This is a genomic window from Mycobacterium bohemicum DSM 44277 (assembly GCF_001053185.1).
Taxonomy (GTDB): Bacteria; Actinomycetota; Actinomycetes; order Mycobacteriales; family Mycobacteriaceae; genus Mycobacterium; species Mycobacterium bohemicum.
In genome coordinates this window covers 1,075,808-1,099,747 of sequence record NZ_CSTD01000001.1, presented here as the reverse complement: position 1 = coordinate 1,099,747, position 23,940 = coordinate 1,075,808, and the positions used below count along the sequence as shown (strand labels likewise).

Sequence of the window (23,940 nt, the reverse complement as noted above, 5' to 3'; positions counted from 1 at the left end):
TCTGTCTCAGTAATCGGCGTCCACGCCGAGCGTCGCCGCACACTCGAGCAGCAACGCGTGCGCGAACGCCTGCGGCAGGTTGCCGCGGAGCTGGCGTTGGGTGACGTCGTATTCCTCGCAGAACAATCCCGGCGGCCCGCAGGCGGCCCGGTTGCGCTCGAACCATCGCATCGCGCAATGCCCGTGGCCCTGCTGGTGTTCGGCGAGCGCCATCATGAAACCGCACAGCACGAAGGCCCCCTCGGCGGCGCCGAGGTCGCGTTCGTCGTGCCGGAAGCGGTAGACGAATCCGTCGTCGGTGAGCTGGTCGCGAACCGCGTCGAGGGTGGCGCGGGTGCGGGGGTCGGCGGCGGTCACGGCGCCGCGCACCGGTGGCAGCAGGAGGGCGGCGTCGACCTGCGGTAGCTCCGGACTGCGCTGCCAGTATCCCCGTTGCGGATGCAGGCTCGTTGCGGCGGTGTCGGCCAGGATCGCGTCGGCCAGCGACACGCACGCGGCGAAATCGGGTCCCGCGCCGGCCACCTCGGCGATGCGGCGCAGCCCTGCCACGCAGGCCAGCCGGGATTGGGTCCAGTGCCGGTCGTCGAGTTCCCAGATCCCGGCTTCCGGCTCACGCCAACGGCTTTCGATGGCCTTGATGGCGGTCTGCGCGGCGAGCCAGCCTTCCGTATCCAACCGGTCGACGCGTCCGGCCTCGGCCAGCAACTGCAGCGCCTCGCCGAAGACGTCGAGCTGGAACTGCTTGTTGACGTGGTTCCCGATCTTGTCGGTTCCCCCCGGGTAGCCGGGCAGGTCGAGCGCCCGCTCACTGGGGACGGGACGGCCGGTGACGGTGTAGGCAGGCTTCAGGTTCGGGCCGTCCTCCAGCAGCCGCGCACCGACGAACTGCACTGCGCGGTCCAGTAATTCGTTCGCGCCCGCGGTCGCGGCGGCCACGCCGGCATAGGCCTGGTCGCGGATCCAGGCGTAGCGGTAGTCGTAATTCTGGTTGGTGTGGGCGCGTTCGGGCAGGCTCATCGTCGCCGCGGCCACCATGCCCCCGTCGGCGCTGGTCAGTCCGCGCAGCACCGCGTGCGCGTGCCGGCCGTCGCGGGGGGCGATGGTGCAGTTCAGCTCGGGGGTGCCGCGATGCCAGGCGGCCTCGGTGGCATCCCAGGCGACGTCCGGGTCCGGCGGCCGGTCCGGCAGCGCGCGCTCCGACAGCTCCAGCACGAAATCGAGATGCTCACCCTCGTGGACGGCCACCTCGCAGGTGAGCAGGTGGCCCCCGCCGCGGGCGGACCGGCCCTTGCGCGCGTCGCAGGTCCCGGACCACCGCCAGTGCAGCGGGCCCGACGTGCCGGTCCAGATCCCGTCGCGGCACGTCAACCGGCCGGGCCCGTGCTGGCCGAACCCCGCGCGGGGTTCCAGCAGGACGCGCAGCCGCGCGGCGCCACGGCAGCCCATGATCCGCCGCAAGAGCACCACGCGCTCCGGGTCGCCCGGAAATGCCAGGGCTTCCCGACATTCCACGAATCCTTCGTGGGTGATCCACCGGCTGTGCCAGATCAAGGTGCCGGGCTCGTAGAACCCGCCCCACACGTGCCGGAAGGCGGTGGGCGTGACCGCATACATCCCCCCGCCGCCGATCAGGCTGGAGAACACCGCGTCGGAATGCCAGCGGGGCGCGCACATCCAGGTGACCTCGCCCTGCGGTCCGATCAGCGCGCCGCGCTCGCCGTCCGCGAGCAAGGCGTACTCGCGTAGCACCCGCGGCGGGTAGGCCGCATCCACGTCGATCTTTTCGTCAGCCATGGGTGCCCGCTTTGGACCGCGCCGCGCGGGCGCCGCCGGGTGCGTCGGCGGGGATCTTCCCGCCCGCCATCCGCTCGGCGAGCCGGGAGGCCAGCGCCATGATGGTCAGCGCCGGATTGGCCGAGCCCTGGGTCGGGCAGACGGACCCATCGGTGAGGAACAGGTTGGGCACGCCCCAGACTCGGTGGTCGGAGTCGACCACCGAGTTATCCGGGCTGGTTCCCATGCGCGCCCCGCCGATCAGGTGGGCGAAGCGCTGGATCGTGAGCACGTCCTGCGCGCCCGCCGCGTGCAGGATGTCGCCGATCACCTTGGTGGAGTACGCCATGTTGGCCTTGTCGTTGTCGCAGAGGCTGTAGTCGAACCGGGCCACGGGAATGCCGTACGGGTCTGTCTCGTCCGCCAGGGTCACCCGGTTGTCGGGCAGCGGCAACAGCTCATTGAGCACGCCGACGGTCGCCCAGTGGTTGTAATCGCGCATGTACTCCCGCAGCGCGCGACCCCAGTGCCCTTCGGCGAGAACGTGTTCGGCCCACCCGATGGGCAGCGGCGAGACGGTCTGGATGGAGAAGCCCCGCGCGAACCCGCGCGATGCGTCGGTTTCGTAGAACTGCTCGGAGGACACCTCCGGGGGAGGCGCCTTGTACATCCGAAGCTCTTCGGACCAGCGGCCCGCGGATTGCGTTGCGCCCTGCACCATGACATAGCGGCCGACCTGGTCGTCGTTGTTGCCCAATCCGTTCGGGAAGCGATCGGTGGCCGAATTCAACAGCAACCGGGGGGTTTCGATGGAATAGCCGGCGATCGCAACGGTTTTGGCGCGCTGCAGTCTTTCCGTGCCGCCGATCTCGTCGTAGTAGACCACCCCGCGCGCCGTGCCGCTCTCGTCGAGCTCGACGCGGGCCGCCATGCAATTGGCCCGAATCTCGACGTTGTGCGCCAGCGCATCGGGCAGGTGCGTGACGTACGGGCTGGCCTTCGCATTGACCTTGCAGCCCTGCAGGCAGTAGCCGCGGTAGATGCAGTGCGGGCGGTTACCGAACGTGCCGTTGACGATGCCGACCGGTCCCACCCGCATCTCGATGCCAAGCTGCATCGCGCCCCGCCAGAGTTTGGCGGCCGCGCCCGAAATCGGGTGTGGCGAAAACGGATAGCGATGCGGATAACCCCAGGGCCAGTTCTGGCCGGCGACCGGCAACTCGGCCTCGATGCGTTCGTAGTGGGATCGGACGTCCTCGTAGCGGATCGGCCAGTCCGCCCCGACGCCGTCGAGGGTGTAGGTCTGGAAATCGCTGGGATGGAACCGCGGGGTGTAGCCGGCGTAATGGACCATCGAGCCGCCCACCCCGCGCCCGGAGTTGTTCTTGCCCAGCTCGATTGGGTCGTCGCCGCCGATGATGCGCTTCTGCGTCCAGTACAGGGAATGCGACCCGGCCTCGTCGGACACCCAATCCTCGTCCGGGTGCCAGAACGGGCCGGCCTCGATGATGACGATCCGCCAGCCCGCGCGGGCCAGCCGCTGGGCGAGCACCGAGCCGCCCGCCCCGGCACCGACGACCACGAGGTCCACCTCGTCGTCGTCGCGGTAGCGGCGCATCGTCTTCTCGCCCGGCAGGTCGCGTGAATGCACGTCGAGCAGGAACCGGGAGTCGTTGTCGGACGGTCCGATCGCTCCCTTGAAGATGCCGCGCCAGAAGTCGCCCATCACAGCTCCCCGCTCTCGGCCACACGGACCGGGTCCTCGTCGGTGGCGCCGCGGGTCTCGAACGGTTCGCGTACCGCGGCCGGCCCGGTCGGTCCGCCGAGCCGCATGAACCCGCGCGGGTAGGCGGGTCCGCCGAACCCGATCTCGTTCCACGCCCACGGGTGCGCGTAGAAACCGGACAGCACCATGCGCATGCACACCGACCAGGCGCGCTTGACGTTCAGGCGCTCCCAGGTGCCGCCGTCGAGTTGGGCTTTCGAAAACTGGTCGACGATCGCTTCGCGCGTGGCCGGCTCGGCCGCCGCGAAGGAGGACGTGCCGTGGTGGCGGGTTGCCGTCTCGTCGAGCGCCCGCAGCACCAGCCGCCAGGTGTCGCGGTCGTCGGGCATGTCGGCGTACTGGTATCCGTCGAGCCGCCCGGCGGCCAGCGTGCCGTCGACGGCCTCGGCCACCGGAACCCGCGGCTCGGCGTCCTGGGCCAGCACCGTGTCGCAGAATGCGCGCAGGCAGGGTTCCTCGTCCGCGGTGAAGAAGCGCAGCGGCCCGGGCGGCTCGAGCCGGGCCAGCACCACCTTCCTGGTGGCCTCGTCCCAGGACCCGGCGGATTCCAGGACGTCGAAGTCTGGATAGCGACCGATCATCTGCGGTGTGGTGCCGCGGCGTTGTCTGGGCAGCCACGACGGGTGCGGGGGCTGCCGATCCCGTCGCAGGTTGGGCAGATGGTCGGGGCGGGAGGTGTCGGCCATGTCAGCGGTCCCGCGCTCACCGCTCGCGGCGCAGGACCGCAGCCAGCAGTCCCATCGCGCCGACGATGCACATCAAGCCCGGCGCCGCGATCGGAGGGCCCGTCGGGACGTTGTAGGACGCGTTCTTCCATCCGCCCGGCTTGCGCGCGACCCCACGGGCGTGCATGTATTCGCCCATCAGCCCGTTGGCGGTGTAGATGCCCGCAGTGATCGGCAGCCACACCTTGGCCCACCGGCGCGAGAAGACGCCGCCGACACCGGCGACGACGACCGGCGGGGTGACCACGATCGGACTCCACATCCATTTGTTGCCGAAGCTGGCCTTGTAGTGCTCGAAGTAGATTTCCGCCGTCGTGACCAGCGCACCGACGGCCGTCAGCGCGGAGAGTGAGCGTTCGAACCGGCCGTGCGAGACGTCGTACAGCGCCCGTTGGGCCAGCTGCTCGGTCCCGCCGGTCCATTTCCGATGGCTGACGGCGCCGCCGTTACGGCGCCGTCCGACATTGCCCAGCAACATCATTTCGCTTTCCTTCCTTGCCGTTTGCCCACGGTTTGAGGCGGCGGCGGGAGATGTGAAGCGCTGGCAGTGCCGGAGGGGGCAGCCACCGCGGTCCGCAGTCACGCGACGCCCCTCGGGCCGCCACCCGGACGTGTCTGGTGGCGGCACGGAGATTTATGAGGCGCCCAGGCTGCGTATTTCAACCGAAGAGGCCGCGATGACGTCGCGACCGATGCGCATCCGCTGCGTACCCGGTTTGGTCCTCGTCAAACCGCCGAAGCCCTTGTCTCGGTGCTGTTCCGGTCGAGGCCGGCACGGTCAGGGCGCGCTGGTGTACCGCACACATGTTCGAGCCCGCTGGACCGCGTGCAGGCGCCCACAGCAGACCGATAATCGGCACCTAGCCTGCGGCCAACAACGACGCGCAATGTGGATGGATGACAACACCGATCGAGCATCAGCGGCGGGGCATCAATTCATCCGGCGGTTGGTGTCACGGTCGCCGCCTGGCGCCAGTGATTCTTGCTGCGGCCGCGGGCATCGCGGGCCTCGCGCTCTTCGGCGCCACACCACACGGTGAGGACGGCAACACGGTCGCATCGGGGCCGATGCGTCTGGTTGACCAGGCCACCGATTCGCCGGCACCGCCGCCGCCGGGAGGGCCGCCGCCGGGGGTGTTGTTGGCGCCGGGGGTGACGTGGCCGCCGTGGACGCCGTTGCAACAGGGGCCGTCGATGGTCCTGCCCGGGGGGCCGGCGCTGCCTCCGTTGCCGCAGGGCGTGGCGTTGTCGCCGGAGTTGCAGCAGGAAATATCCCAGATGTACTTGCAGGCCCAGCAGATGTTGGCGGCGGGGCCACCGCCGAACGTGCCGAATGAGGTCTGCCGGTACAACACCGTTAGGGTCCCCTGTCCGCCCGCTTAGCCGTCGGCGCCGAGCGTTGACATCGCATCGACGATGGGTGGAATGGACGACGACCGGTCTCAGCCTCTGTCCGAGACGGCACCCTTTCTGCCCGCCTCGGAGCGACAATCCGTTGTGCGCCATAGCTTGTCGCTATGAGGCGGGCAAAACGTTGCCCACCTGGCCGAGGTACTGGTGTGGCCCACGAGGCCAGTGTTACACCCGGGCCGGTAACGTCCGGAAAAGTCCGCCACCGGAATCTTCTCCCCGCACGTGTGAACCTGGCCAGAACCCCCGCGCTGCCTGATGTGCCATGATGACCAAGCTGTCAAGAGTCAGGGAGCAGCGGTGGATCTCAACATTGGGGTGGTTGCGCGACCGGTCGGGCGTCTGATCGCCACGGCGCAGAACGGGCTGGAGGTTTTGCGGCTGGGGGGCCTGGAAACGGGAAGCGTCCCGTCGCCGTCGCGGATCGTCGAGAGCGTGTCGATGTACAAGCTGCGGCGATACTTCCCGCCGGACAGCCGGCCCGGCCAGGCGCGGGTGGGACCGCCCGTGCTGATGGTCCACCCGATGATGATGTCGGCGGACATGTGGGACGTCACCCGCGAGGAAGGCGCCGTGGGGATCCTGCACGCCAATGGGCTCGACCCGTGGGTCATCGACTTCGGCTCCCCCGACAAGATCGAGGGTGGCATGCGCCGCAACCTGGCCGACCACATCGTCGCGCTCAGCCAGGCCATCGACACGGTCAGGAAGACCACCGGCCAGGACGTGCACCTCGTCGGGTATTCGCAGGGCGGGATGTTCTGCTACCAGACCGCGGCGTACCGCCGTTCGAAGAACGTCGCCAGCATCGTCGCGTTCGGCTCGCCGGTGGACACCCTGGCCGCGCTGCCCATGGGGATCCCGCCGAACCTGGGCGCCGCGGCGGCGGGCTTCATGGCCGACCACGTGTTCAACCACCTGGACATCCCAAGTTGGTTGGCGCGCACAGGTTTTCAATTGCTTGACCCGCTCAAGACCGCGAAGGCGCGGGTGGACTTCGTGCGCCAGCTGCACGACCGGGAGGCGCTCCTGCCGCGCGAGCAGCAGCGCAGGTTCCTCGAACGCGAAGGCTGGATCGCCTGGTCGGGCCCGGCGGTCTCCGAGCTGCTCAAGCAGTTCATCGCGCACAACCGCATGATGACCGGCGGGTTCGCCATCAACGGCCAGCTGGTCACCCTCACCGACATCACCTGCCCGGTACTCGCGTTCGTCGGCGAGGTCGACGACATCGGCCAGCCGGCGTCGGTGCGCGGCATCCGCCGGGCGGCGCCGAGCGCCGAGGTGTACGAAAGCATCATCCGCACCGGCCATTTCGGCCTCGTCGTCGGGTCCAAGGCCGCGCAGCAGAGCTGGCCGACGGTCGCGGAGTGGGTGAAGTGGCTGTCCACCGGCGGTGACAAACCCCGGAGCATCGACCTGATGGCCGACCAGCCCGAGGAGCACACCGACAGCGGCGTCGCCCTGAGCTCGCGGCTGGTGCACGGCATCGGCGAGGTCTCCGGCGCGGCGCTGGGGCTGATGCGCGGCACGGCCGACGCTTTCGTCGCGGCGAACAAGTCCATGCGCACGCTGGCCGTGGAGACCGCCCGCACCCTGCCGCGGCTGGTCCGGCTGGGTCAGATCAACGACCACACCCGCATCTCGCTCGGACGCATCATCGAGGAGCAGGCGCACGACGCCCCGCAGGGCGAGTTCCTGCTGTTCGACGGGCGGGTGCACACCTACGAAGCGGTCAACCGTCGCATCGACAACGTGGCGCGGGGCCTGATCGAGGTGGGCGTGCGGCAGGGCGACCGGGTGGGCGTCTTGATGGAGACGCGGCCCAGCGCGCTGGTCGCCATCGCCGCGCTGTCCCGGTTGGGGGCGGTCGCGGTGGTGATGAAGCCGGACACCGACCTGTTCGCGGCCGTGCGGCTCGGCGGAGTGAACGAGATCCTCACCGACCCCACCAACCTCGACGCCGCGCGAGACCTGCCGGGGCAGATCCTGGTGCTGGGCGGCGGCGAGTCGCGCGACCTGCACCTGCCGCAGGACACCGACGTCATCGACATGGAGAAGATCGACCCCGACGCGGTCGAACTGCCGGCGTGGTACCGGCCCAACCCGGGCCTGGCGCGGGACCTGGCCTTCGTCGCCTTCACCACGGCCGGCGGCGAGCTGGTGGCCAAGCAGATCACCAACTACCGGTGGGCGGTGTCCGCCTTCGGGACCGCGTCGACGGCCTCGCTGGACCGCCGCGACACCGTGTACTGCCTGACCCCGCTGCATCACGAGTCGGCGCTGCTGGTCAGCCTGGGCGGCGCGGTGGTCGGCGGGGCCCGCATCGCGCTGTCCCGCGGCCTGGAGCCCAACCGGTTCGTCCGCGAGGTCCGGCAGTACGGCGTCACCGTGGTGTCCTACACCTGGACGATGCTGCGCGAGATCGTCGACGATCCCGCGTTCGTCCTGCACGGCAATCACCCGGTGCGCCTGTTCATCGGCTCTGGCATGCCAACCGGACTGTGGGCCCGGGTGACCGATGCGTTCGCACCGGCGCGGGTCGTGGAGTTCTTCGCCACCACCGACGGGCAGGCGGTGCTGGCCAACGTGTCGGGCGCCAAGATCGGCAGCAAGGGCCGCCCGCTGCCGGGCGCCGGGCGCATCGAGCTCGGGGCCTACGACGCCGAACAGGACCGGATCCTGGAGAACGAGCGCGGTTTCGTCCAGATCGCCGCGGCCAACGAGGTCGGCGTGCTGCTGGCGGCGTCCAACGGCCCGATCGACCCGACCGCGTCCGTCAAACGCGGGGTGTTCGCGCCGGGGGACACCTGGATATCGACCGAGTACCTGTTCCGCCGCGACGCCGACGGGGACTACTGGCTGATGGGCCGGCGCGGCGGGGTGATCGGCACGCGGCGTGGGCTGGTCTACACCGAGCCCGTCACCGACGCGTTGGGCTGCATCAACGGCGTCGACCTCGCGGTGACCTACAACGTCCCGGTGGGTGACGAGCAGGCCGCGGTGTCGGCGGTCACCCTGCTGCCGGGCGCCAGCATCACCGCGGCCGACCTGACCGAAGCCGTCGCCAACATCCCGGTCGGCCTCGGCCCGGATATCGTGCAGGTGTGCCCGGATCTGCCCCTGAGTGCCACGTACCGTCCGACGGTCAGCGCCCTGCGCGCCGCCGGAATTCCCAAGTCGGGCCGCCAGGCCTGGTATTTCGACGCCGACAGCAATGAGTTCCGTCGCATGACGCCCAAGGTGCGCTCCCAGCTGAGCGGACGCGACGATGCTTGACGAATCGCTGCTGAGCATCCTCGTGTGCCCGGCCGACCGCGGACCGCTGGTTCTGGTGGGCTCCGGCGAGGGGGAACTGCTGTACAACCCGCGGCTGCGGCGGGCCTACCGCATCGAGGATGGCATTCCGGTGCTGCTCATCGAGGAGGCCCGCGACGTCGACGAGGACGAGCATGACCGGCTCATGGCGCGAGGACGTCCGGCAGATCCCCGGTGAGATAGCGCTGCAGATTCGGCGCGATCGTGGCCGCGACGCGCTCGGCCGGCAGGGATGCGAACGGCTCGAGCTGCAGGATGTAGCGGGCCAGCACCACACCCACCAGCTGCGAGGCCACGAACTGGATCCGGATCATGCCGCTGCCCGGCGGGTCGTCGACGCGCGGGGCGATCTGCGTCCCGATCAGGTCCTGGATGAACGAGCGGATCAGGTTGACATCGGGACCGGCCAGGACCGACCGCACCGTCGCGATGAGCCCCGCGCCCATCTCGGAGTCCCACAGCGGCAACAACTTTGACGGGATCGCGTGGCCCAGCTCGTCGACGGGCACCTCGCGCAGCGGGCCGATGATGGCCATCGGGTCGATACGGATGTGCACAGCCGCGGCGAACAGCTTTTCTTTCGTGCCGAAGTAGTGATGCACCAACGCCGAATCGACCCCGGCCGCGGCGGCCACCGCACGGACGGAGGTGTTCTTGATCCCGTTGCGCGCGAACAGTTCTCGGGCGCTGGCCAGGATGCGGTCGCGGGTGTCGGAGTTCCCGGACGGCCGGCCGGGACGCCGGCGCCCCGTCTTGGCGGCAATCGCCACTAGGACCCTCCGTGGCGACCCGCTGCGCCCGGCTCCGCCGCGCTTGCGATCCCCACTAGGGCGTCCGGCGCCGTAGCGTCGCCGCGGCCAGGCAGAGCGCCGCGATCGCGAAGCCCAGCACCACGCCGATGTCGCGCACCGCGACGTAGGTCAGCTCCGTGTGCGCGCCGACCTGCTGCAGTGCCTCCAACGCATAGCTGGCCGGCAAGGCGTCGCTGACCCACTGCAGCCAGCGCGCCATCAACGCCCGCGGCACGATGATGCCCGCCAGTAGCAACTGGGGGACCATCACCAGCGGGATGAACTGCACGGCCTGAAACTCGGTGCGCGCGAACGCGCTACAGAGCAGTCCGAGCCCGACGCCCAGCACGGCGTTGACGATCGCGATCACGAACACCCACACCGGGCTCCCGGCCGTGTCGAAGCCCAGCAACCAAAACGACACGGCGCACGCCACGATGGCTTGCACCGCGGCGGCGATCGAGAACGCGGTGCCGTAGGCCATCAGCAGGTCGAGCCGGCGCAGCGGAGTGGTCAGGATGCGCTCGAGCGTGCCGGAGGCCCGTTCCCGCTGCATCGTGATGGACGTGATGACGAACATCACGAAGAGCGGGAACAGGCCCAGCAGGATCAGGCAGGCGTTGTTGAACGGCGACGGCGTGCCGGGGCGGTGCGGGGCATCCTCGAACATGAAGTACATCAGCGTGATCACCACGACCGGCACCACCAGGATCAGCGCGATGCTGCGGTGATCGGCGGCCAGCTGACGCAGGATCCGCTTCGCGGTGGCCGCGTAGCCTCGCAGTCCTAACCCGCCGGGAGCCTCGTGCTGCGCTTGATGATGGACAGAAACGCGTCCTCCAGTGACGGACATCCGGTGTCCTCTCGCAATCGGGTCGGGGTGGTGTGGGCGACGAGGCGGCCCTCGCGCATCAGCAGTAGGTCGCCGCAATGGTCGGCCTCGTCCATCACGTGACTGGAGACCAGCAGCGTCGTGCCGCCGCGGGCGAGCTCGGCGAACTGTTCCCAGAGGTCGACGCGCAGCACCGGGTCCAGTCCCACGGTCGGTTCGTCGAGGACGAGCAGGTCGGGGCGGCCGACCAGGGCGCAGGCCAGCGACACCCGGGCGCGTTGCCCGCCCGACAGGTTGGCGCAGTAGTTGCTGCGCTGGTCGTGCAGGTCCACGGCCTCCACCGCCTGCTCGGCGGCGCGGCCGTCCATGCCGTACAGCGAGGCGAAGTAACGGATGTTGTCGATGACCCGCAGGTCGTCGTAGATCGTGGCGTCCTGGGGCATGTAGCCCACCCGCCGCCGCAACAGGGCCGACCCCGCGGGGTGTCCGAGCACCGTCACCGTCCCGCCGGCGACGATCTGGGTCCCGACGATGCAGCGGATCAGCGTGGTCTTGCCGGAACCGGACGGGCCGAGCACGCCGGTGATGGTGCCCCGTGCGATGCGGACCGACATGTCCTGCACCGCAGGGGTTTTGCCGCGGATCACGCGCAGGTTCTCAATGGTGACGGCCGGTTCGGCGCCGTCGCGAAGTAATTCATCACTCGATGAACTCATCATGCGATGAATATCCGCCCGCGCGGGGCCGCTGTCAAGGGGATGGTGCACGGCGCCGCGACAGCGTCGTGGATGCACAGTGGACGCGCGCGAGCAGCCGCCCGCGGCGTTCAGCGCCCGTCGGATCCCGGACGGCGAAGTGGCAGGTGCCCGTGCACGCCCTCGGCGTAGGCGGTTTCGGCGTGCTGGGTGAGGTCGACGCCGGTGGTCTCGTCCTCCGGGCTCAGCCGGAAGCCGATCACCCGGTCGACCAGCTTGCCCAATGCGAACGAGACGGTGAACGCATAGAGCGCGACCACGACGATCGCGAGGGTCTGCTTGCCCAACTGGGTGAAGCCGCCGCCGTAGAACAGGCCCTGCGGGCCCGATGTCATGACCGCGGTGGCGAACAGCCCGATCAGCGACACCCCGACGACGCCCCCGACGAAGTGCACCCCGACCACGTCGAGCGAATCGTCGTAGTTGAGGCGGAATTTCGCGGACACCGCGAACGAGCACACGACACCGGCCGCGAGGCCGACGACCGCCGCGCCGAGCGTGTTGACCGTACCGCACGACGGCGTGATGGCGACGAGGCCGGCCACCACGCCGGACGCCGCGCCGAACGTCGTGGGCCGGCCGTCGCGGATCTGTTCGACCGTGAGCCAGCCGAGCATGCCCAGGCAGCCGGCGACGAGCGTGTTGAGGAAGATGGCCGCCGCGGTTCCGTTGGCGGCCAGGGCGGAACCCGCGTTGAACCCGAACCAGCCGAACCACAGCAGCCCGACGCCGAGCAGGACCAGCGGCAGGTTGTGCGGCCGCATGGCGTCCTTGTTGAAACCGATGCGGGGCCCGAGCACCAGGGCCAGGGCCAGGGCGGAGGAACCGGAGACGATCTCGACGACGAGGCCGCCCGCGTAGTCGAGCACCCCAAGCTTGTTCAGCCAGCCCCCGGGGCCCCAGACCCAGTGCGCCACAACGGCATACACGACGATCGCCCATAACGGGACGAACGCGACCCAGGCGGCGAACTTCGCGCGGTCGGCGATCGCGCCGCTGACCAGGGCGGCGGTGATGATCGCGAAAGTCAGCTGGAAGGTGGCGTAGAGGATTTCGGGAACCGCGCCGTGCACGGTGTCGGGGTTGATGCCGAGCATCCCGAGATGGTTGAGGTTGCCGACGAACCCGCTCGCCCCGTCCTCGGAAAACGCCAGCGAGTAGCCGACCAGCAGCCACGCCACCGTCACCAGCGGGATGGAGATGAAGCTCATCATGATCATGTTGAGCACCCCGGTGGTGCGCACCATGCCGCCGTAGAAGATCGCCAGGCCCGGGGTCATCAACAGCACCAGGGCCGTGCTGGCCAGCAGCCACGCGGTCGCGGCGGGGTCGATTGCGTGCATTGTGGGCTCCTCCGAACGCTTGGTGCCGGCTCCCCAGCACCGGGATGATGCCATGTCGGTCGGGCCGGTAGGTTCGGTGGGTGGTCCGGGTTGGGTTTGGCCGAGACGCCGCGGACCGGCTGTCGGTGGACCCGGTCGCGGCCGCGCAGCGACTGCTCGGCGCGACCCTGACCGGACGCGGCGTAGTCGCCGTCGTGGTGGAGGTCGAGGCCTACGGCGGCGTGCCCGACGGTCCCTGGCCGGACGCGGCGGCGCACTCCTACCGCGGCCGCACCGCCCGCAACGCCGTCATGTTCGGGCCGCCCGGGCGGCTGTACACCTACCGCAGCCACGGGATCCACGTCTGCGCCAACGTCGTGTGCGGACCCGAGGGCACCGCGGCGGCCGTGCTGCTGCGGGCCGCGGCGCTCGAGGACGGCATCGACGTCGCGCGGGCCCGTCGTGGCGAACTGGTCCGTGGGGCCGCGCTGGCCCGCGGGCCGGGCAATCTGTGTTCCGCCCTCGGAATCGGCATGGAGGACAACGGAATTGACCTGTTAGACCCGGCGGGCCCGGTAACGCTGCGACTCAACGAGCCGCTGGCGGCGACGGCCGGTCCCCGCGTCGGGGTCAGCCAGGCCGCGGACCGGCCGTGGCGGCTGTGGCTCGCCGGCCGGCCGGAGGTATCGGCGTACCGGCGCAGTCCCCGCGCACCGGCCCCCGGGACCAGCGATTAGACGCGGGCGGGCGCGTCGCGCCGGGAGGTAACGCGAAACGCGGGGTCCACCCGGCGCGCGAGGAAAATGAAAGTCACCGCCAGCAGCGGCGCGACGGCGCTATATACCGCAGCGGGGGTGGCCATCACGGCGCTGTTCAGCAACTGTGGGCTCAGCGCAATGCCCATCGCCACCACGGCATTGTGCATTCCGACCTCCAGGCTGACGGCGACGGCCTGCCGCGGAGCCAGCCGCATCAGGCGCGGCGCCAGGTAGCCCACCGTCAGGCTCACCGCGCAGAACGCGACGACGGCTCCGCTCAGCAGGCCGATGTTGTGCCACAGCGTCGTCCGTCCTCCGGCGATGGCCGCGGCGATGGCGAGCACCAGCAGAGTGATCGCGGCGATTCGGACGGGTTTCTGCAATCGCCGGGCCAGCCCGGGGAAGCGGTGGCGAATGGCGACCCCGGCCGCGATGGGAACGAGAACCAGGCCGATCACCGCGAGGAACTTGTCCAGCTGGAGCGGGAGGAACCGCCCCTCGCCGAGGAACCAGGTCATCGACACCGCCAGAATCGCGGGCAGGGCAACGATCGACAGGACCGCGTTGATCGCGGTGAGTGTGACGTTGAGGGCCAGGTCGCCGTTGAACAGGTGGCTGAGGATGTTCGACATCGTCCCGCCGGGGGTCGCGGACATCAGCATCAGCCCGACGGCGAGGTGCGGTTCGAGATGAAAGGCCTCGGCGATCAGCAGGCACACGCCCGGCAACAGCAGCGACTGGCAGGAGAGCGCGACGACGAGTGGCCTGCGCATCGTGGCGGCCCTCTTGAAGTCGTCGATCGTGAGCGTCAGCCCGAGGGCGAGCATGATGATCGCGACGACCAGCGGCCAGTATCGGTTGTCCATGACGCTCCGCGTTGGTGGTGCGCTGACGGGGGAAGGCGATAGCGCCACGATGCGCCACGTACTTAGCTTGCCTTAGAGAGCGGCGCGCGGGCCAATCGTGGTCACCGGAGCGACTAAAGTCGTGCGCGATGTCTTCCGGGATCCTCGACGAGCTGGGCTGGCGCGGCTTGATCGCGCGCCGCGCCGGCGAACTCGGCTGGCGCACCGTCGACGTCACGCCCAGCCCGCTCCCCGGGCCGTCGGGCAACGTCGAATACTTTCTGTGGCTGCGCGCGCAGACGGATCGGGGGCTCTCGAATGACGAGTTGGGGGATGCGGTGCGCGGGGCCGTGAATCGCGGCCCGGCGACGATGCGGGCCGGAACGGCCCGAGATGGGGGCACCTCCCGCTTGCGGGGGAGAGCGGGCCAATCCAATCGGGGCCCGGCATGACTCGTACCGTGCTGATGGTGGTCCACACCGGCCGCGACGAAGCCACCGAGACCGCGCGCCGTGTGCAAAAAATGCTGAGCGACAACGGCATTGGGCTCCGCGTGCTCTCCGCCGAGGCCGTCGACCGCGGGCCGCTGCCGATGTCTCCCGACGACATGCGCGACATGGGCGTCGAGATCGAAGTGGTCGACGCCGATCCGTGCGCCGCCGAGGGCTGCGAACTGGTGCTGGTGCTGGGCGGCGACGGGACGTTCCTGCGGGCCGCCGAATTGGCCCGCAACGTCGGCATCCCGGTGCTCGGCGTCAACCTGGGCCGCATCGGATTTCTGGCCGAGGCCGAGGCCGAGGCCATCGACCGCGTGCTCGAACGGGTGGTCGCGCGCGACTACCGCGTGGAAGACCGCCTGACCCTGGACATCGTCGTGAGCAAGGACGGCAACGTCATCCAGCAAGGCTGGGCGCTCAACGAGGCCAGCCTGGAAAAGGGCCCGCGGCTCGGGGTGCTCGGCGTGGTCGTCGAAATCGAGGGGCGGCCGGTGTCGGCGTTCGGGTGCGACGGCGTCCTGGTCTCGACCCCCACGGGATCCACCGCGTATGCGTTCTCCGCCGGCGGGCCCGTCCTGTGGCCCGACCTGGAGGCAATCCTGGTGGTGCCCAACAACGCCCACGCCCTCTTCGGTCGCCCCATGGTGACCAGCCCGGAGGCCACCATCGCGATCGAGATCGAAGCCGACGGCCACGACGCCCTGGTGTTCTGCGACGGCCGCCGCGAGATGTTGCTCCCGGCGGGCGGACGGCTCGAGGTGAAACGTTGCGGCACACCGGTGAAATGGGCCCGCCTGGACAGCGCGCCGTTCACCGACCGCCTGGTGCGCAAATTCCGGTTGCCCGTGACCGGTTGGCGCGGAAATTAACGACGCCGGTGCTCACCGAGATCCGGATCGAGTCCCTCGGCGCGATCAGCGTGGCGACCGCCGAGTTCGGCCGCGGCCTGACCGTCCTTTCCGGTGAGACCGGCACCGGCAAGACCATGGTGGTGACCGGGCTGCACCTGCTCGGCGGGGCACGCGCCGACGCCACCCGGGTCCGTTCGGGCGCCGACCGCGCGGTGGTCGAAGGGCGTTTCACCACAACCGATCTCGACGATGCCGCGCTCCTCGACGAGCTGCTGGAGGCGTCGGGGGCGGAGCGCGACGAGGACGGCAGCGTGATCGCCCTGCGCACGGTGAGCCGCGACGGCCCGTCGCGGGCGTACCTGGGCGGTCGCAGCGTGCCGGCCAAATCGCTGAGCGGCTTCACCACCGAACTGCTCACCCTGCACGGGCAGAACGACCAGTTGCGGCTGATGCGGCCCGACGAACAGCGGGCCGCCCTGGACCGATTCGCCGCGACGGGCGCCACCCTCGAGCGCTACCGGAAACTGCGCGACGCCTGGCTCACCGCTCGCCGCGACCTGATCGACCGGCGCAACCGCGCCCGGGAACTCGCCCAGGAGACCGACCGGTTGCAATTCGCGCTGCGCGAGATCGACGCCGTCGACCCCCGGCCCGGCGAGGACGACGAGCTGGCCGCCGACATCATGCGGCTCTCGGAACTCGACACGCTGCGCGAGGCCGCGGCCACCGCCCGCGACGCGCTGTCCACCGACGACGGCGCCTGCGCCACCGACAGCCTCGGAAGGGCCAGGGCGACACTGCAATCCACCGATGACGCCGCGCTGCGGGCACTGGCTTCGCAGCTCGACGAGGCGCTGACGGTGGTCGGGGAGGTGGCGCGCGAACTCGGCGGCTTCCTGGACGAGCTTCCGGTCGACGCCAGCGCGCTGGAATCCAAGCTTGCCCGCCAGGCCGAGCTGCGCACATTGACCCGCAAGTACGCCGCGGACGTCGACGGCGTGCTGCGGTGGGCCGCGCAGTCGCGGGAGCGGCTGTCCCAGCTCGACGTCTCCGAGGAGACGCTCACCGCTCTCGAGCGCCGGGTCGACGAACTGGCGCGCGAATTGACCGACGCGGCAATCGATCTCGGCAAGGCGCGGCGCAAAGCCGCCAAGCGGCTCGCCAAAGAGGTGACCGCGGAGCTCTCGGGGCTGGCGATGGCCGATGCCGAATTCACCATCGACGTGACCACCGACCTGGCGCCCGGCCGCGACGACCCCGCCGCGCTGGTGCTGCCGTCCCGCGAGGTCGCCCGCGCCGGGTCCGACGGCGTGGACCAGGTCGAGTTCGGCTTCGCCGCGCACCGCGGCATGACCGTGCTGCCGCTGGCCAGGAGCGCCTCCGGGGGCGAGCTGTCCCGGGTGATGCTGGCGCTGGAGGTGGTGCTGGCCGCTTCTGCCGCCGGCACCACGATGGTGTTCGACGAGGTCGACGCCGGCGTCGGCGGCTGGGCCGCGGTGCAGATCGGTCGGCGGCTGGCGCGGCTGGCCCGCACGCATCAGGTCATCGTGGTCACGCACCTGCCCCAGGTCGCGGCATACGCCGACGTACACCTGGTGGTGCACAGCGCTAAAGGCGCGAGCGGCGTGGGGCGGGTCACGGGGGATGAGCGGGTGGCGGAATTGGCCCGGATGCTGGCCGGCCTCGGCGAATCCGACAGCGGCCGCGCGCACGCCCGCGAGCTGCTCGACGCGGCGCAAAACGACGAGATCTGACCCACGAGCGTCGACTCGTCGTCGGTGACTGCCCGCATCTCCACCGACGACTCGACGTTCGATACCGGATCGAGATCGGCCTGTGACTGGTGAGGCTATAGATAACTTATGAGGCTGGTGTTACGGCGCGCCTCCCCGCCTTGACGGTGCCGCACCGACAGAATCGAGGCCCATGAAGATGTCAGGTCTACTGTCCCGTAACACGTCCCGGCCGGGCCTTGTCGGCACCGCCAGGGTCGACCGGAATATCGACCGATTGCTGCGGAGGGTGTGCCCCGGCGACATCGTGGTGCTCGACGTCTTGGATCTCGACCGCATCACCGCCGACGCGCTGGTGGAAGCGGACATCGCCGCGGTCGTCAATGCCTCGCCGTCGGTGTCGGGCCGCTATCCCAACATGGGCCCGGAGGTGTTGGTCAACAACGGCGTCACCCTGATCGACGAGGCGGGGCCCGAGATCTTCAAGAAGGTCAAGGACGGCTCCAAGATCCGCCTCTACGAGGGCGGGGTGTACGCCGGCGACCGCCGCCTGGTCCGCGGCACCGAGCGCACCGACCACGACATCGCCGACCTGATGCGGGAGGCCAAGAGCGGGCTCTCCGCCCACCTCGAGGCGTTCGCCGGCAACACGATCGAGTTCATCAAGAGCGAAAGCCCGCTGCTGATCGACGGCATCGGCATCCCCGACATCGACGTCGACCTGCGCCGCCGCCACGTCGTGCTCGTCGGCGACGAGCCCAGCGCCGAGGACGAGCTGAAATCCCTCAAGCCGTTCATCAAGGAGTACCAACCGGTGCTCATCGGCGTGGGTTGCGGAGCCGACGTGCTGCGCAAGGGCGGTTACCGCCCCCAGATCATCGTCGGGGACCCCGACCAGATCAGCACCGAGGCCCTCAAGTGCGGCGCCCACGTGGTGCTGCCCGCGGACGCCGACGGCCACGCACCCGGCCTGGAGCGCATCCAGGACCTCGGCGTCGGGGCGATGACGTTCCCGGCCGCGGGTTCGGCGATGGACCTGGCGTTGCTGCTCGCCGATCACCACGGCGCCGCGCTGCTGGTGACGGCCGGTCACACCGCCAACATCGAGACGTTCTTCGACCGGACGCGCGCCCAGAGCAACCCGTCCACCTTCCTCACCCGGCTGCGGGTCGGGGAGAAGGTGGTCGACGCCAAGGCCGTTGCCACGCTGTACCGCAATCACATCTCGGCCGGTGCCATCGCCCTGCTGGCGCTGACGATGCTGATCGCCGTCATCGTCGCCCTGTGGGTGTCGCGGACCGACGGATTGGTGCTGCACTGGGTCGCCGACTACTGGAACCACTTCTCCCTCTGGGTTCAGCACCTGGTGACATGATCCTCAAAGGACCGCGCCCATGATCTCGTTACGCCAACACGCGCTTTCCCTGGCCGCCGTCTTCCTGGCGCTGGCCGTGGGAGTGGTGCTCGGTTCCGGCTTCCTGTCCGACACGCTGTTGTCCAGCGTGCGGGCCGAGAAGCGCGACCTGTACTCACAGATCAGCGGGCTGAACGACCAGAAGAATGTGCTCAACGAAAAGCTGAGCGCGGCAAATAATTTCGACAGCCAACTGGTCGGCCGGATCGTGCACGACGCCCTGGCCGGCAAGTCGGTGGTCGTGTTCCGCACCCCGGACGCGAAGGACGACGACGTCGCCGCGGTGTCGAAATTCCTCGGCCAGGCCGGCGGCGCCGTCACCGGGACGATCTCGCTGACCCAGGAGTTCGTCGACGCCAACTCGGCGGCGAAGCTGCAGACCGTGGTCAACTCCTCGATCCTGCCCGCCGGTCAGCAGCTGAGCACCAAGCTCGTCGACCAGGGTTCGCAGGCCGGGGACCTGATGGGCATCGCGCTGATGATCAACGCCAACCCGTCGGTGCCGCCGGTCGACGAGACGCAGCGGGAGACGGTGCTGGCCGCGCTGCGCGACACCGGTTTCATCACGTATCAGCCGAACGACCACATGGCGGCGGCGAACGCCGCCCTCGTCGTCACCGGCGGCGCACTGCCCCAGGACGCCGGCAATCAGGGCGTCAGCGTGGCCCGGTTCGCCGCGGCGCTGGCGCCGACGCCGGCATCGCGTCCACGATCAGCACCGTCGACGACGTCGACGCCGCACCCGGGCGGATCACGGCCGTGTTGGGCCTGCACGAGCTGACCAGCGGCGGCCACGTCGGGCAATACGGCACCGGCCACGGCGCCACCTCGATCACCGTTCCCCAGTAACGGCCGGGTAAAGCCGCGCGCGGCCCCTCGGGCGTGTCGCGGCGGCGCCGCCCGGTGGGTGTTAGGGTGGGTTTCCGTGGGTCGGCAGGCCCAGCTGGTAGAGGCCAGAAAAGTCACGCCCTGCCCGTATTCACGGAGGTTGCTCATTGCGTAGGCACCCGCAAGCCGTCACCAAGCACCTCTTCGTCAGCGGCGGGGTCGTCTCCTCGCTCGGTAAGGGACTCACCGCCAGCAGCCTCGGGCAGTTGCTCACGGCGCGCGGGTTGCACGTCACCATGCAGAAGCTCGACCCGTACCTGAACGTGGATCCGGGCACCATGAACCCGTTCCAGCACGGCGAGGTGTTCGTCACCGAGGACGGCGCCGAAACCGACCTCGACGTCGGCCACTACGAGCGCTTCCTCGATCGCGACTTGTCGGGATCGGCGAATGTGACTACGGGGCAAGTGTATTCGACCGTGATCGCCAAGGAGCGACGCGGCGAGTACCTCGGCGACACGGTCCAGGTGATCCCGCACATCACCGACGAGATCAAGCGGCGCATCATGGCGATGGCCGCACCCGACGCCGACGGACACCGCCCGGACGTCGTCATCACCGAGATCGGGGGCACCGTCGGCGACATCGAATCCCAGCCCTTCCTGGAGGCGGCGCGCCAGGTGCGCCACGACCTCGGCCGGGAAAACGTGTTCTTCCTGCACGTTTCGCTGGTGCCCTACCTCGCCCCGTCGGGCGAGCTCAAGACCAAGCCCACCCAGCACTCGGTGGCGGCACTGCGCAGCATCGGTATCACCCCGGACGCGCTGATCCTGCGCTGCGACCGCAGCGTGCCCGAGGCGTTGAAGAACAAGATCGCGCTGATGTGTGACGTCGACATCGACGGCGTCATCTCCACCCCGGACGCGCCGTCGATCTACGACATCCCCAAGGTGTTGCACCGCGAGGAACTCGACGCCTTCGTGGTGCGCCGGCTCAACCTGCCCTTCCGCGACGTCGACTGGACCGAATGGGACGACCTGCTGCGCCGGGTGCACGAGCCGCACGACACCGTCCGAATCGCGTTGGTGGGCAAGTACGTCGAGCTGTCCGACGCCTACCTGTCGGTCACCGAGGCGCTGCGCGCCGGCGGCTTCAAGCATCACGCGAAGGTGGAGATGCACTGGGTGGCGTCCGACGACTGCGAGACCGCCCACGGCGCCGCGGCGGCGCTGGCCGATGTGCACGGCGTGCTCATTCCCGGCGGCTTCGGCATCCGCGGGATCGAGGGCAAGATCGGCGCCATCCGGCACGCCCGGGCGCGCGGACTTCCGGTCCTGGGCCTGTGCCTCGGCCTGCAGTGCATCGTGATCGAGGCCGCGCGCTCGGCCGGGCTCACCGAGGCGAACTCGGCCGAATTCGACCCGGACACACCGGATCCCGTCATCTCCACGATGGCCGACCAACTCGACATCGTTGCCGGCGCGGCCGATCTGGGCGGCACCATGCGGCTGGGCGCCTACCCCGCGGTGCTGCAGCCGGGTTCGATTGTGGCCCAGGCGTATGAGGCGACGGAGGTCTCCGAACGCCACCGCCACCGCTACGAGGTCAACAACGCCTACCGGGACAAGATCGCCGAGAGCGGCCTGCGGTTCTCCGGCACGTCGCCCGACGGGCACCTGGTCGAGTTCGTCGAATACCCACCGGAGGTGCACCCGTTCATCGTCGGCACCCAGGCCCACCCGGAGCTCAAGAGCCGTCCCACCCGGCCGCATCCGCTGTTCGTCGCCTTCGTGGGCGCGGCGATCGACTACAAGGCGGGCGAGCTGTTGCCGATGGACATCTCCGATCCCGCCGCCAACGGCAACCACCAAGACAGCGCTCAGCGGCTACCTGCGCCCGCGGCCCGTGGCTGAGCACGTATTCGAGACGGCGGCGTCCGAAACCCTCTACACGGGAAAGATTTTCGCGCTCCGCCGAGATCAGGTCCGGATGCCCGGGAACACCACCGCTATCCGGGAAGTCGTCGAGCACTACGGCGCCGTCGCGATCGTGGCGATGGACGACGACGGCAACGTCCCGATGATCTACCAGTACCGGCATCCCCTGGGCCGGCGGCTGTGGGAGCTGCCCGCCGGGCTGCTCGACGTCGCGGGTGAGCCGCCGCACGAGACGGCCGCCCGCGAGCTTCAGGAGGAGGCCGGGCTGCAGGCCCGCACCTGGCAGGTGCTGGTCGACCTGGATTCCACGCCGGGGTTCAGCGACGAGTCGGTGCGGGTGTTTCTGGCCACGGGCCTCAACGAGATCGCGCGACCCCAAGGGCATCACGAAGAGGCCGACCTGACGCTGAAGTGGTATCCGCTCGACGCGGCCACCCGCATGGTGTTCAGCGGCGAGATCGTCAATGCCATCGCCGTCGCCGGGATCTTGGCCGCGCAGGCCATCACCCGTGGCCTGGCCCGGCCGCGACCGCTGGACAGCCCGTGGGCCGACAAGCCGACCTCGTTCGTCGCCCGGAAGCTGACGCAGTGACGATGGCGGCCCCGCTGGAGTCGCAATTGCAGGGCTACCTCGACCACCTGACCATCGAGCGCGGCGTGGCCAAGAACACCTTGAGCTCGTATCGCCGAGACCTGTTGCGCTACACAAAGCACCTGTCGGACCGCGGGATCCACGATCTGGCCAAGGTCGGGGAGGACGACGTCAGCGAGTTCCTGGTGGCGCTGCGCCGCGGGGACCCCGAGTCGGGTGCGGCGGCGCTGTCGGCGGTGTCGGCGGCGCGGGCGCTGATCGCGGTGCGGGGCCTGCACCGGTTCGCCGCCGCGGAGGGGCTGACCGAACTGGACGTGGCGCGGGCCGTGCGCCCGCCCACCCCGGGCCGTCGGCTGCCCAAGAGTCTGACCATCGACGAGGTGCTGGCCCTGCTGGAGGCCGCCGGCGGCGACAGTCCATCCGACGGGCCGCTGACGCTGCGCAACCGGGCGTTGCTGGAACTGCTGTACTCCACCGGCGCCCGCATCTCCGAGGCCGTCGGCCTCGACGTCGACGACATCGACACCGAGGCCAGGTCGGTGCTGCTGCGCGGCAAGGGGGGCAAGCAGCGGCTGGTGCCGGTGGGTCGCCCCGCCGTGCAGGCGCTGGACGCCTACCTGGTGCGGGGCCGCCCGGAGTTGGCGCGCCGCGGCCGGGGGACACCGGCGATCTTCCTCAACGTCCGCGGCGGCCGGTTGTCGCGGCAGAGCGCGTGGCAGGTGCTGCAGGACGCCGCCGACCGCGCCGGCATCACGTCGGGGGTGTCGCCGCACATGCTGCGGCATTCCTTCGCCACCCACCTGCTCGAGGGCGGGGCCGACGTGCGCGTCGTGCAGGAGTTACTGGGTCATGCCTCGGTGACGACCACGCAGATCTACACGCTGGTCACGGTGCACGCGTTGCGCGAGGTCTGGGCCGGCGCCCACCCGCGGGCGCAGTAAATCGGCGCGCCTGCGCCTTAGCCGCCGCCGAACGTCGGGTTGTTGAGCGATTCGCGCCCGGATCTCGACATCAACTCGACGCTGGGCCCAGCCATTGCGACTCCAGCACCAGGTCCGAAATCAGCGACTGGTATTCCAGATGAGCCTTGTGCTCCACGGTGTTCCACAGCTTGCCCTGCTGCCGGCGCATGTACTCCCGGTACTTCGGTGCTCCCGGGATGCGGACGTTGTCGGCGACCGCGATGGCGCCCGGCTTGAGCCAGCCGCGCTCCATGATGCTGGTCAAGTCGTCGAGGTAGGCGTCCTTGTCGTGGTCGATGAACACGAAATCCAATGTGCCGGAATCAAATCCGTGCTCATTGGCCAGCGCGTCCAAGGTGCGCCCCCCGTCGCCGATGGTGCCGACGACACACGTCACGCGGTCGGCGACCCCGGCGTGCGCCCAGATCCGGCGGGCGTTGGCGGCGTTGGCGTCGGCCAGCTCGACCGAGAACACCCTGGCGCGGGGCGCGGCCCTGGCGATCCGCAGCGCGCCGTAGCCGCAGTAGGTGCCGAGTTCGAGCGCGAGCGCCGGATCGGCGCGGCGTACGGCGGCGTCGAGGATCAGCCCCTTCTCGTCGCCGACGTTGATCAGTATCGATTTCTCGTAGGCGAACCTGTCGATGGTGGCCAGCACGTCGTCGACGTCACCGGCCCGGGCGTTGCTCAGCACGTAGTCGACCGCGGCGGCCTCGCGCCCGTCGCCGATCTGGCCCGTGGTGACGATGTTGCGTTGCGCGGTGGCCATCCGCCAGACCGACCACCGCAACAGGGGAATGCGCCGCTTCAGGTCCAT

Annotated in this window: 20 protein-coding genes and 2 pseudogenes; 12 read left to right on the top strand and 10 right to left on the bottom strand. The window is 69.7% G+C overall.

Features of this window, described 5'->3' with window-relative positions:
* Nucleotides 1-6: 6 nt before the first annotated feature.
* Genes BN971_RS05310 through BN971_RS05295 form a run of 4 tightly spaced genes read right to left on the bottom strand, consistent with a single transcriptional unit; the run spans nt 7 to nt 4,765 of the window.
* Nucleotides 7-1,794, bottom strand: a complete 1,788-nt coding sequence (locus BN971_RS05310) for a glycoside hydrolase family 15 protein (RefSeq protein WP_085181825.1) — start codon at nt 1,792-1,794, stop codon at nt 7-9.
* Complete coding sequence (locus tag BN971_RS05305) at nt 1,787-3,499, bottom strand: GMC family oxidoreductase (protein ID WP_085181826.1); 1,713 nt, start codon at nt 3,497-3,499, stop codon at nt 1,787-1,789. Before BN971_RS05305 ends, BN971_RS05310 begins: the two co-directional genes overlap by 8 nt.
* Nucleotides 3,499-4,245: a gluconate 2-dehydrogenase subunit 3 family protein gene (locus BN971_RS05300; RefSeq protein WP_085181827.1), complete on the bottom strand. Its 747-nt coding sequence runs from the start codon at nt 4,243-4,245 to the stop codon at nt 3,499-3,501. The genes BN971_RS05305 and BN971_RS05300 overlap by 1 nt, the downstream gene beginning before the upstream one ends.
* 16 nt (nt 4,246-4,261) lie before the next feature.
* On the bottom strand, nt 4,262-4,765 hold the full coding sequence (locus BN971_RS05295) for a hypothetical protein (protein WP_085181828.1): 504 nt from the start codon (nt 4,763-4,765) through the stop codon (nt 4,262-4,264).
* A 416-nt stretch (nt 4,766-5,181) separates the two neighbouring features.
* Between BN971_RS05295 and BN971_RS24940 the strand changes: the two genes are divergently transcribed.
* The 3 genes from BN971_RS24940 (at nt 5,182) to BN971_RS05280 (ending at nt 9,187) form a co-directional block, all read left to right on the top strand.
* Complete coding sequence (locus tag BN971_RS24940; RefSeq protein WP_169718620.1) at nt 5,182-5,667, top strand: hypothetical protein; 486 nt, start codon at nt 5,182-5,184, stop codon at nt 5,665-5,667.
* Nucleotides 5,668-5,952: 285 nt separating this feature from the next.
* Nucleotides 5,953-8,970 carry an acyl-CoA synthetase gene (locus tag BN971_RS05285; protein ID WP_090349839.1) on the top strand — a complete coding sequence of 1,006 codons (3,018 nt, stop codon included), beginning with the start codon at nt 5,953-5,955 and terminating at the stop codon, nt 8,968-8,970.
* A complete protein-coding gene (locus BN971_RS05280) occupies nt 8,963-9,187 on the top strand; it encodes a Trm112 family protein (protein WP_085181831.1) in 225 nt (74 codons plus the stop codon). Before BN971_RS05285 ends, BN971_RS05280 begins: the two co-directional genes overlap by 8 nt.
* On the opposite strand, the gene BN971_RS05275 is transcribed toward BN971_RS05280, so the two are convergent.
* The 4 genes from BN971_RS05275 to BN971_RS05260 form a co-directional block, all read right to left on the bottom strand.
* Entirely contained in the window at nt 9,153-9,773 is a 621-nt protein-coding gene (locus BN971_RS05275) for a TetR/AcrR family transcriptional regulator (RefSeq protein ID WP_085181874.1), read from the bottom strand. The genes BN971_RS05280 and BN971_RS05275 overlap by 35 nt on opposite strands.
* Before the next feature lie 61 nt (nt 9,774-9,834).
* Nucleotides 9,835-10,653: an ABC transporter permease gene (locus BN971_RS05270; protein ID WP_085181832.1), complete on the bottom strand. Its 819-nt coding sequence runs from the start codon at nt 10,651-10,653 to the stop codon at nt 9,835-9,837.
* The gene (locus BN971_RS05265; protein ID WP_085181833.1) at nt 10,587-11,351 is read right to left on the bottom strand and encodes an ABC transporter ATP-binding protein; all 765 of its coding nucleotides are present in this window, start codon (nt 11,349-11,351) and stop codon (nt 10,587-10,589) included. The genes BN971_RS05270 and BN971_RS05265 overlap by 67 nt, the downstream gene beginning before the upstream one ends.
* A 107-nt stretch (nt 11,352-11,458) precedes the next feature.
* Nucleotides 11,459-12,730: an ammonium transporter gene (locus BN971_RS05260; protein WP_085181834.1), complete on the bottom strand. Its 1,272-nt coding sequence runs from the start codon at nt 12,728-12,730 to the stop codon at nt 11,459-11,461.
* A gap of 80 nt (nt 12,731-12,810) precedes the next feature.
* Here BN971_RS05260 and BN971_RS05255 point away from each other — a divergent pair, with 80 nt between their 5' ends.
* On the top strand, nt 12,811-13,446 hold the full coding sequence (locus BN971_RS05255) for a DNA-3-methyladenine glycosylase (RefSeq protein WP_085181835.1): 636 nt from the start codon (nt 12,811-12,813) through the stop codon (nt 13,444-13,446).
* On the opposite strand, the gene BN971_RS05250 is transcribed toward BN971_RS05255, so the two are convergent.
* Nucleotides 13,443-14,333 (bottom strand): bile acid:sodium symporter family protein, encoded by an 891-nt coding sequence (locus BN971_RS05250; RefSeq protein WP_085181836.1) that lies wholly within the window; start codon nt 14,331-14,333, stop codon nt 13,443-13,445. The genes BN971_RS05255 and BN971_RS05250 overlap by 4 nt on opposite strands.
* Nucleotides 14,334-14,503: 170 nt before the next feature.
* Here BN971_RS05250 and BN971_RS25600 point away from each other — a divergent pair.
* The 8 genes and pseudogenes from BN971_RS25600 to xerD all read left to right on the top strand — a co-directional run.
* Nucleotides 14,504-14,764: pseudogene (locus BN971_RS25600) on the top strand (hypothetical protein); the annotation flags it as partial.
* Nucleotides 14,761-15,678, top strand: a complete 918-nt coding sequence (locus tag BN971_RS05240) for an NAD kinase (RefSeq protein WP_085181841.1) — start codon at nt 14,761-14,763, stop codon at nt 15,676-15,678. The pseudogene BN971_RS25600 and the gene BN971_RS05240, both read left to right, overlap by 4 nt.
* An 8-nt stretch (nt 15,679-15,686) precedes the next feature.
* The gene (recN, locus tag BN971_RS05235; RefSeq protein ID WP_085181842.1) at nt 15,687-17,414 is read left to right on the top strand and encodes a DNA repair protein RecN; all 1,728 of its coding nucleotides are present in this window, start codon (nt 15,687-15,689) and stop codon (nt 17,412-17,414) included.
* Between the two features lie 172 nt (nt 17,415-17,586).
* Nucleotides 17,587-18,768 carry a putative cytokinetic ring protein SteA gene (gene steA, locus BN971_RS05230; RefSeq protein ID WP_085181843.1) on the top strand — a complete coding sequence of 394 codons (1,182 nt, stop codon included), beginning with the start codon at nt 17,587-17,589 and terminating at the stop codon, nt 18,766-18,768.
* Nucleotides 18,769-18,787: 19 nt separating this feature from the next.
* Nucleotides 18,788-19,656, top strand: a pseudogene (locus BN971_RS05225) (copper transporter).
* A gap of 146 nt (nt 19,657-19,802) precedes the next feature.
* The gene (gene pyrG, locus BN971_RS05220; RefSeq protein ID WP_085181845.1) at nt 19,803-21,548 is read left to right on the top strand and encodes a CTP synthase; all 1,746 of its coding nucleotides are present in this window, start codon (nt 19,803-19,805) and stop codon (nt 21,546-21,548) included.
* Nucleotides 21,541-22,164, top strand: coding sequence for an NUDIX domain-containing protein (locus tag BN971_RS05215; protein WP_085181846.1), 624 nt, complete (start codon nt 21,541-21,543; stop codon nt 22,162-22,164). Before pyrG ends, BN971_RS05215 begins: the two co-directional genes overlap by 8 nt.
* Nucleotides 22,165-22,166: 2 nt before the next feature.
* Nucleotides 22,167-23,105 (top strand): site-specific tyrosine recombinase XerD, encoded by a 939-nt coding sequence (gene xerD, locus BN971_RS05210; protein WP_090349837.1) that lies wholly within the window; start codon nt 22,167-22,169, stop codon nt 23,103-23,105.
* A gap of 70 nt (nt 23,106-23,175) precedes the next feature.
* Here the strand turns inward: xerD and BN971_RS05205 are convergent, their stop codons facing one another.
* Complete coding sequence (locus BN971_RS05205) at nt 23,176-23,940, bottom strand: O-methyltransferase (RefSeq protein ID WP_085181848.1); 765 nt, start codon at nt 23,938-23,940, stop codon at nt 23,176-23,178.

Bases quoted from the DNA above. Each gene is read 5' to 3' on its own strand.
- BN971_RS05265 (WP_085181833.1), bottom strand. From the start codon at position 11,351: ATGATGAGTTCATCGAGTGATGAATTACTTCGCGACGGCGCCGAACCG.
- steA (WP_085181843.1), top strand. From the start codon at position 17,587: ATGAAGATGTCAGGTCTACTGTCCCGTAACACGTCCCGGCCGGGCCTT.
- BN971_RS05260 (WP_085181834.1), bottom strand. From the start codon at position 12,730: ATGCACGCAATCGACCCCGCCGCGACCGCGTGGCTGCTGGCCAGCACG.
- BN971_RS05280 (WP_085181831.1), top strand. From the start codon at position 8,963: ATGCTTGACGAATCGCTGCTGAGCATCCTCGTGTGCCCGGCCGACCGC.
- BN971_RS05285 (WP_090349839.1), top strand. From the start codon at position 5,953: ATGTGCCATGATGACCAAGCTGTCAAGAGTCAGGGAGCAGCGGTGGAT.
- BN971_RS24940 (WP_169718620.1), top strand. From the start codon at position 5,182: ATGACAACACCGATCGAGCATCAGCGGCGGGGCATCAATTCATCCGGC.
- BN971_RS05310 (WP_085181825.1), bottom strand. From the start codon at position 1,794: ATGGCTGACGAAAAGATCGACGTGGATGCGGCCTACCCGCCGCGGGTG.
- BN971_RS05250 (WP_085181836.1), bottom strand. From the start codon at position 14,333: ATGGACAACCGATACTGGCCGCTGGTCGTCGCGATCATCATGCTCGCC.
- BN971_RS05205 (WP_085181848.1), bottom strand. From the start codon at position 23,940: ATGGACCTGAAGCGGCGCATTCCCCTGTTGCGGTGGTCGGTCTGGCGG.
- xerD (WP_090349837.1), top strand. From the start codon at position 22,167: ATGGCGGCCCCGCTGGAGTCGCAATTGCAGGGCTACCTCGACCACCTG.
- BN971_RS05305 (WP_085181826.1), bottom strand. From the start codon at position 3,499: ATGGGCGACTTCTGGCGCGGCATCTTCAAGGGAGCGATCGGACCGTCC.
- BN971_RS05240 (WP_085181841.1), top strand. From the start codon at position 14,761: ATGACTCGTACCGTGCTGATGGTGGTCCACACCGGCCGCGACGAAGCC.
- BN971_RS05295 (WP_085181828.1), bottom strand. From the start codon at position 4,765: ATGATGTTGCTGGGCAATGTCGGACGGCGCCGTAACGGCGGCGCCGTC.
- BN971_RS05270 (WP_085181832.1), bottom strand. From the start codon at position 10,653: ATGTCCGTCACTGGAGGACGCGTTTCTGTCCATCATCAAGCGCAGCAC.
- BN971_RS05300 (WP_085181827.1), bottom strand. From the start codon at position 4,245: ATGGCCGACACCTCCCGCCCCGACCATCTGCCCAACCTGCGACGGGAT.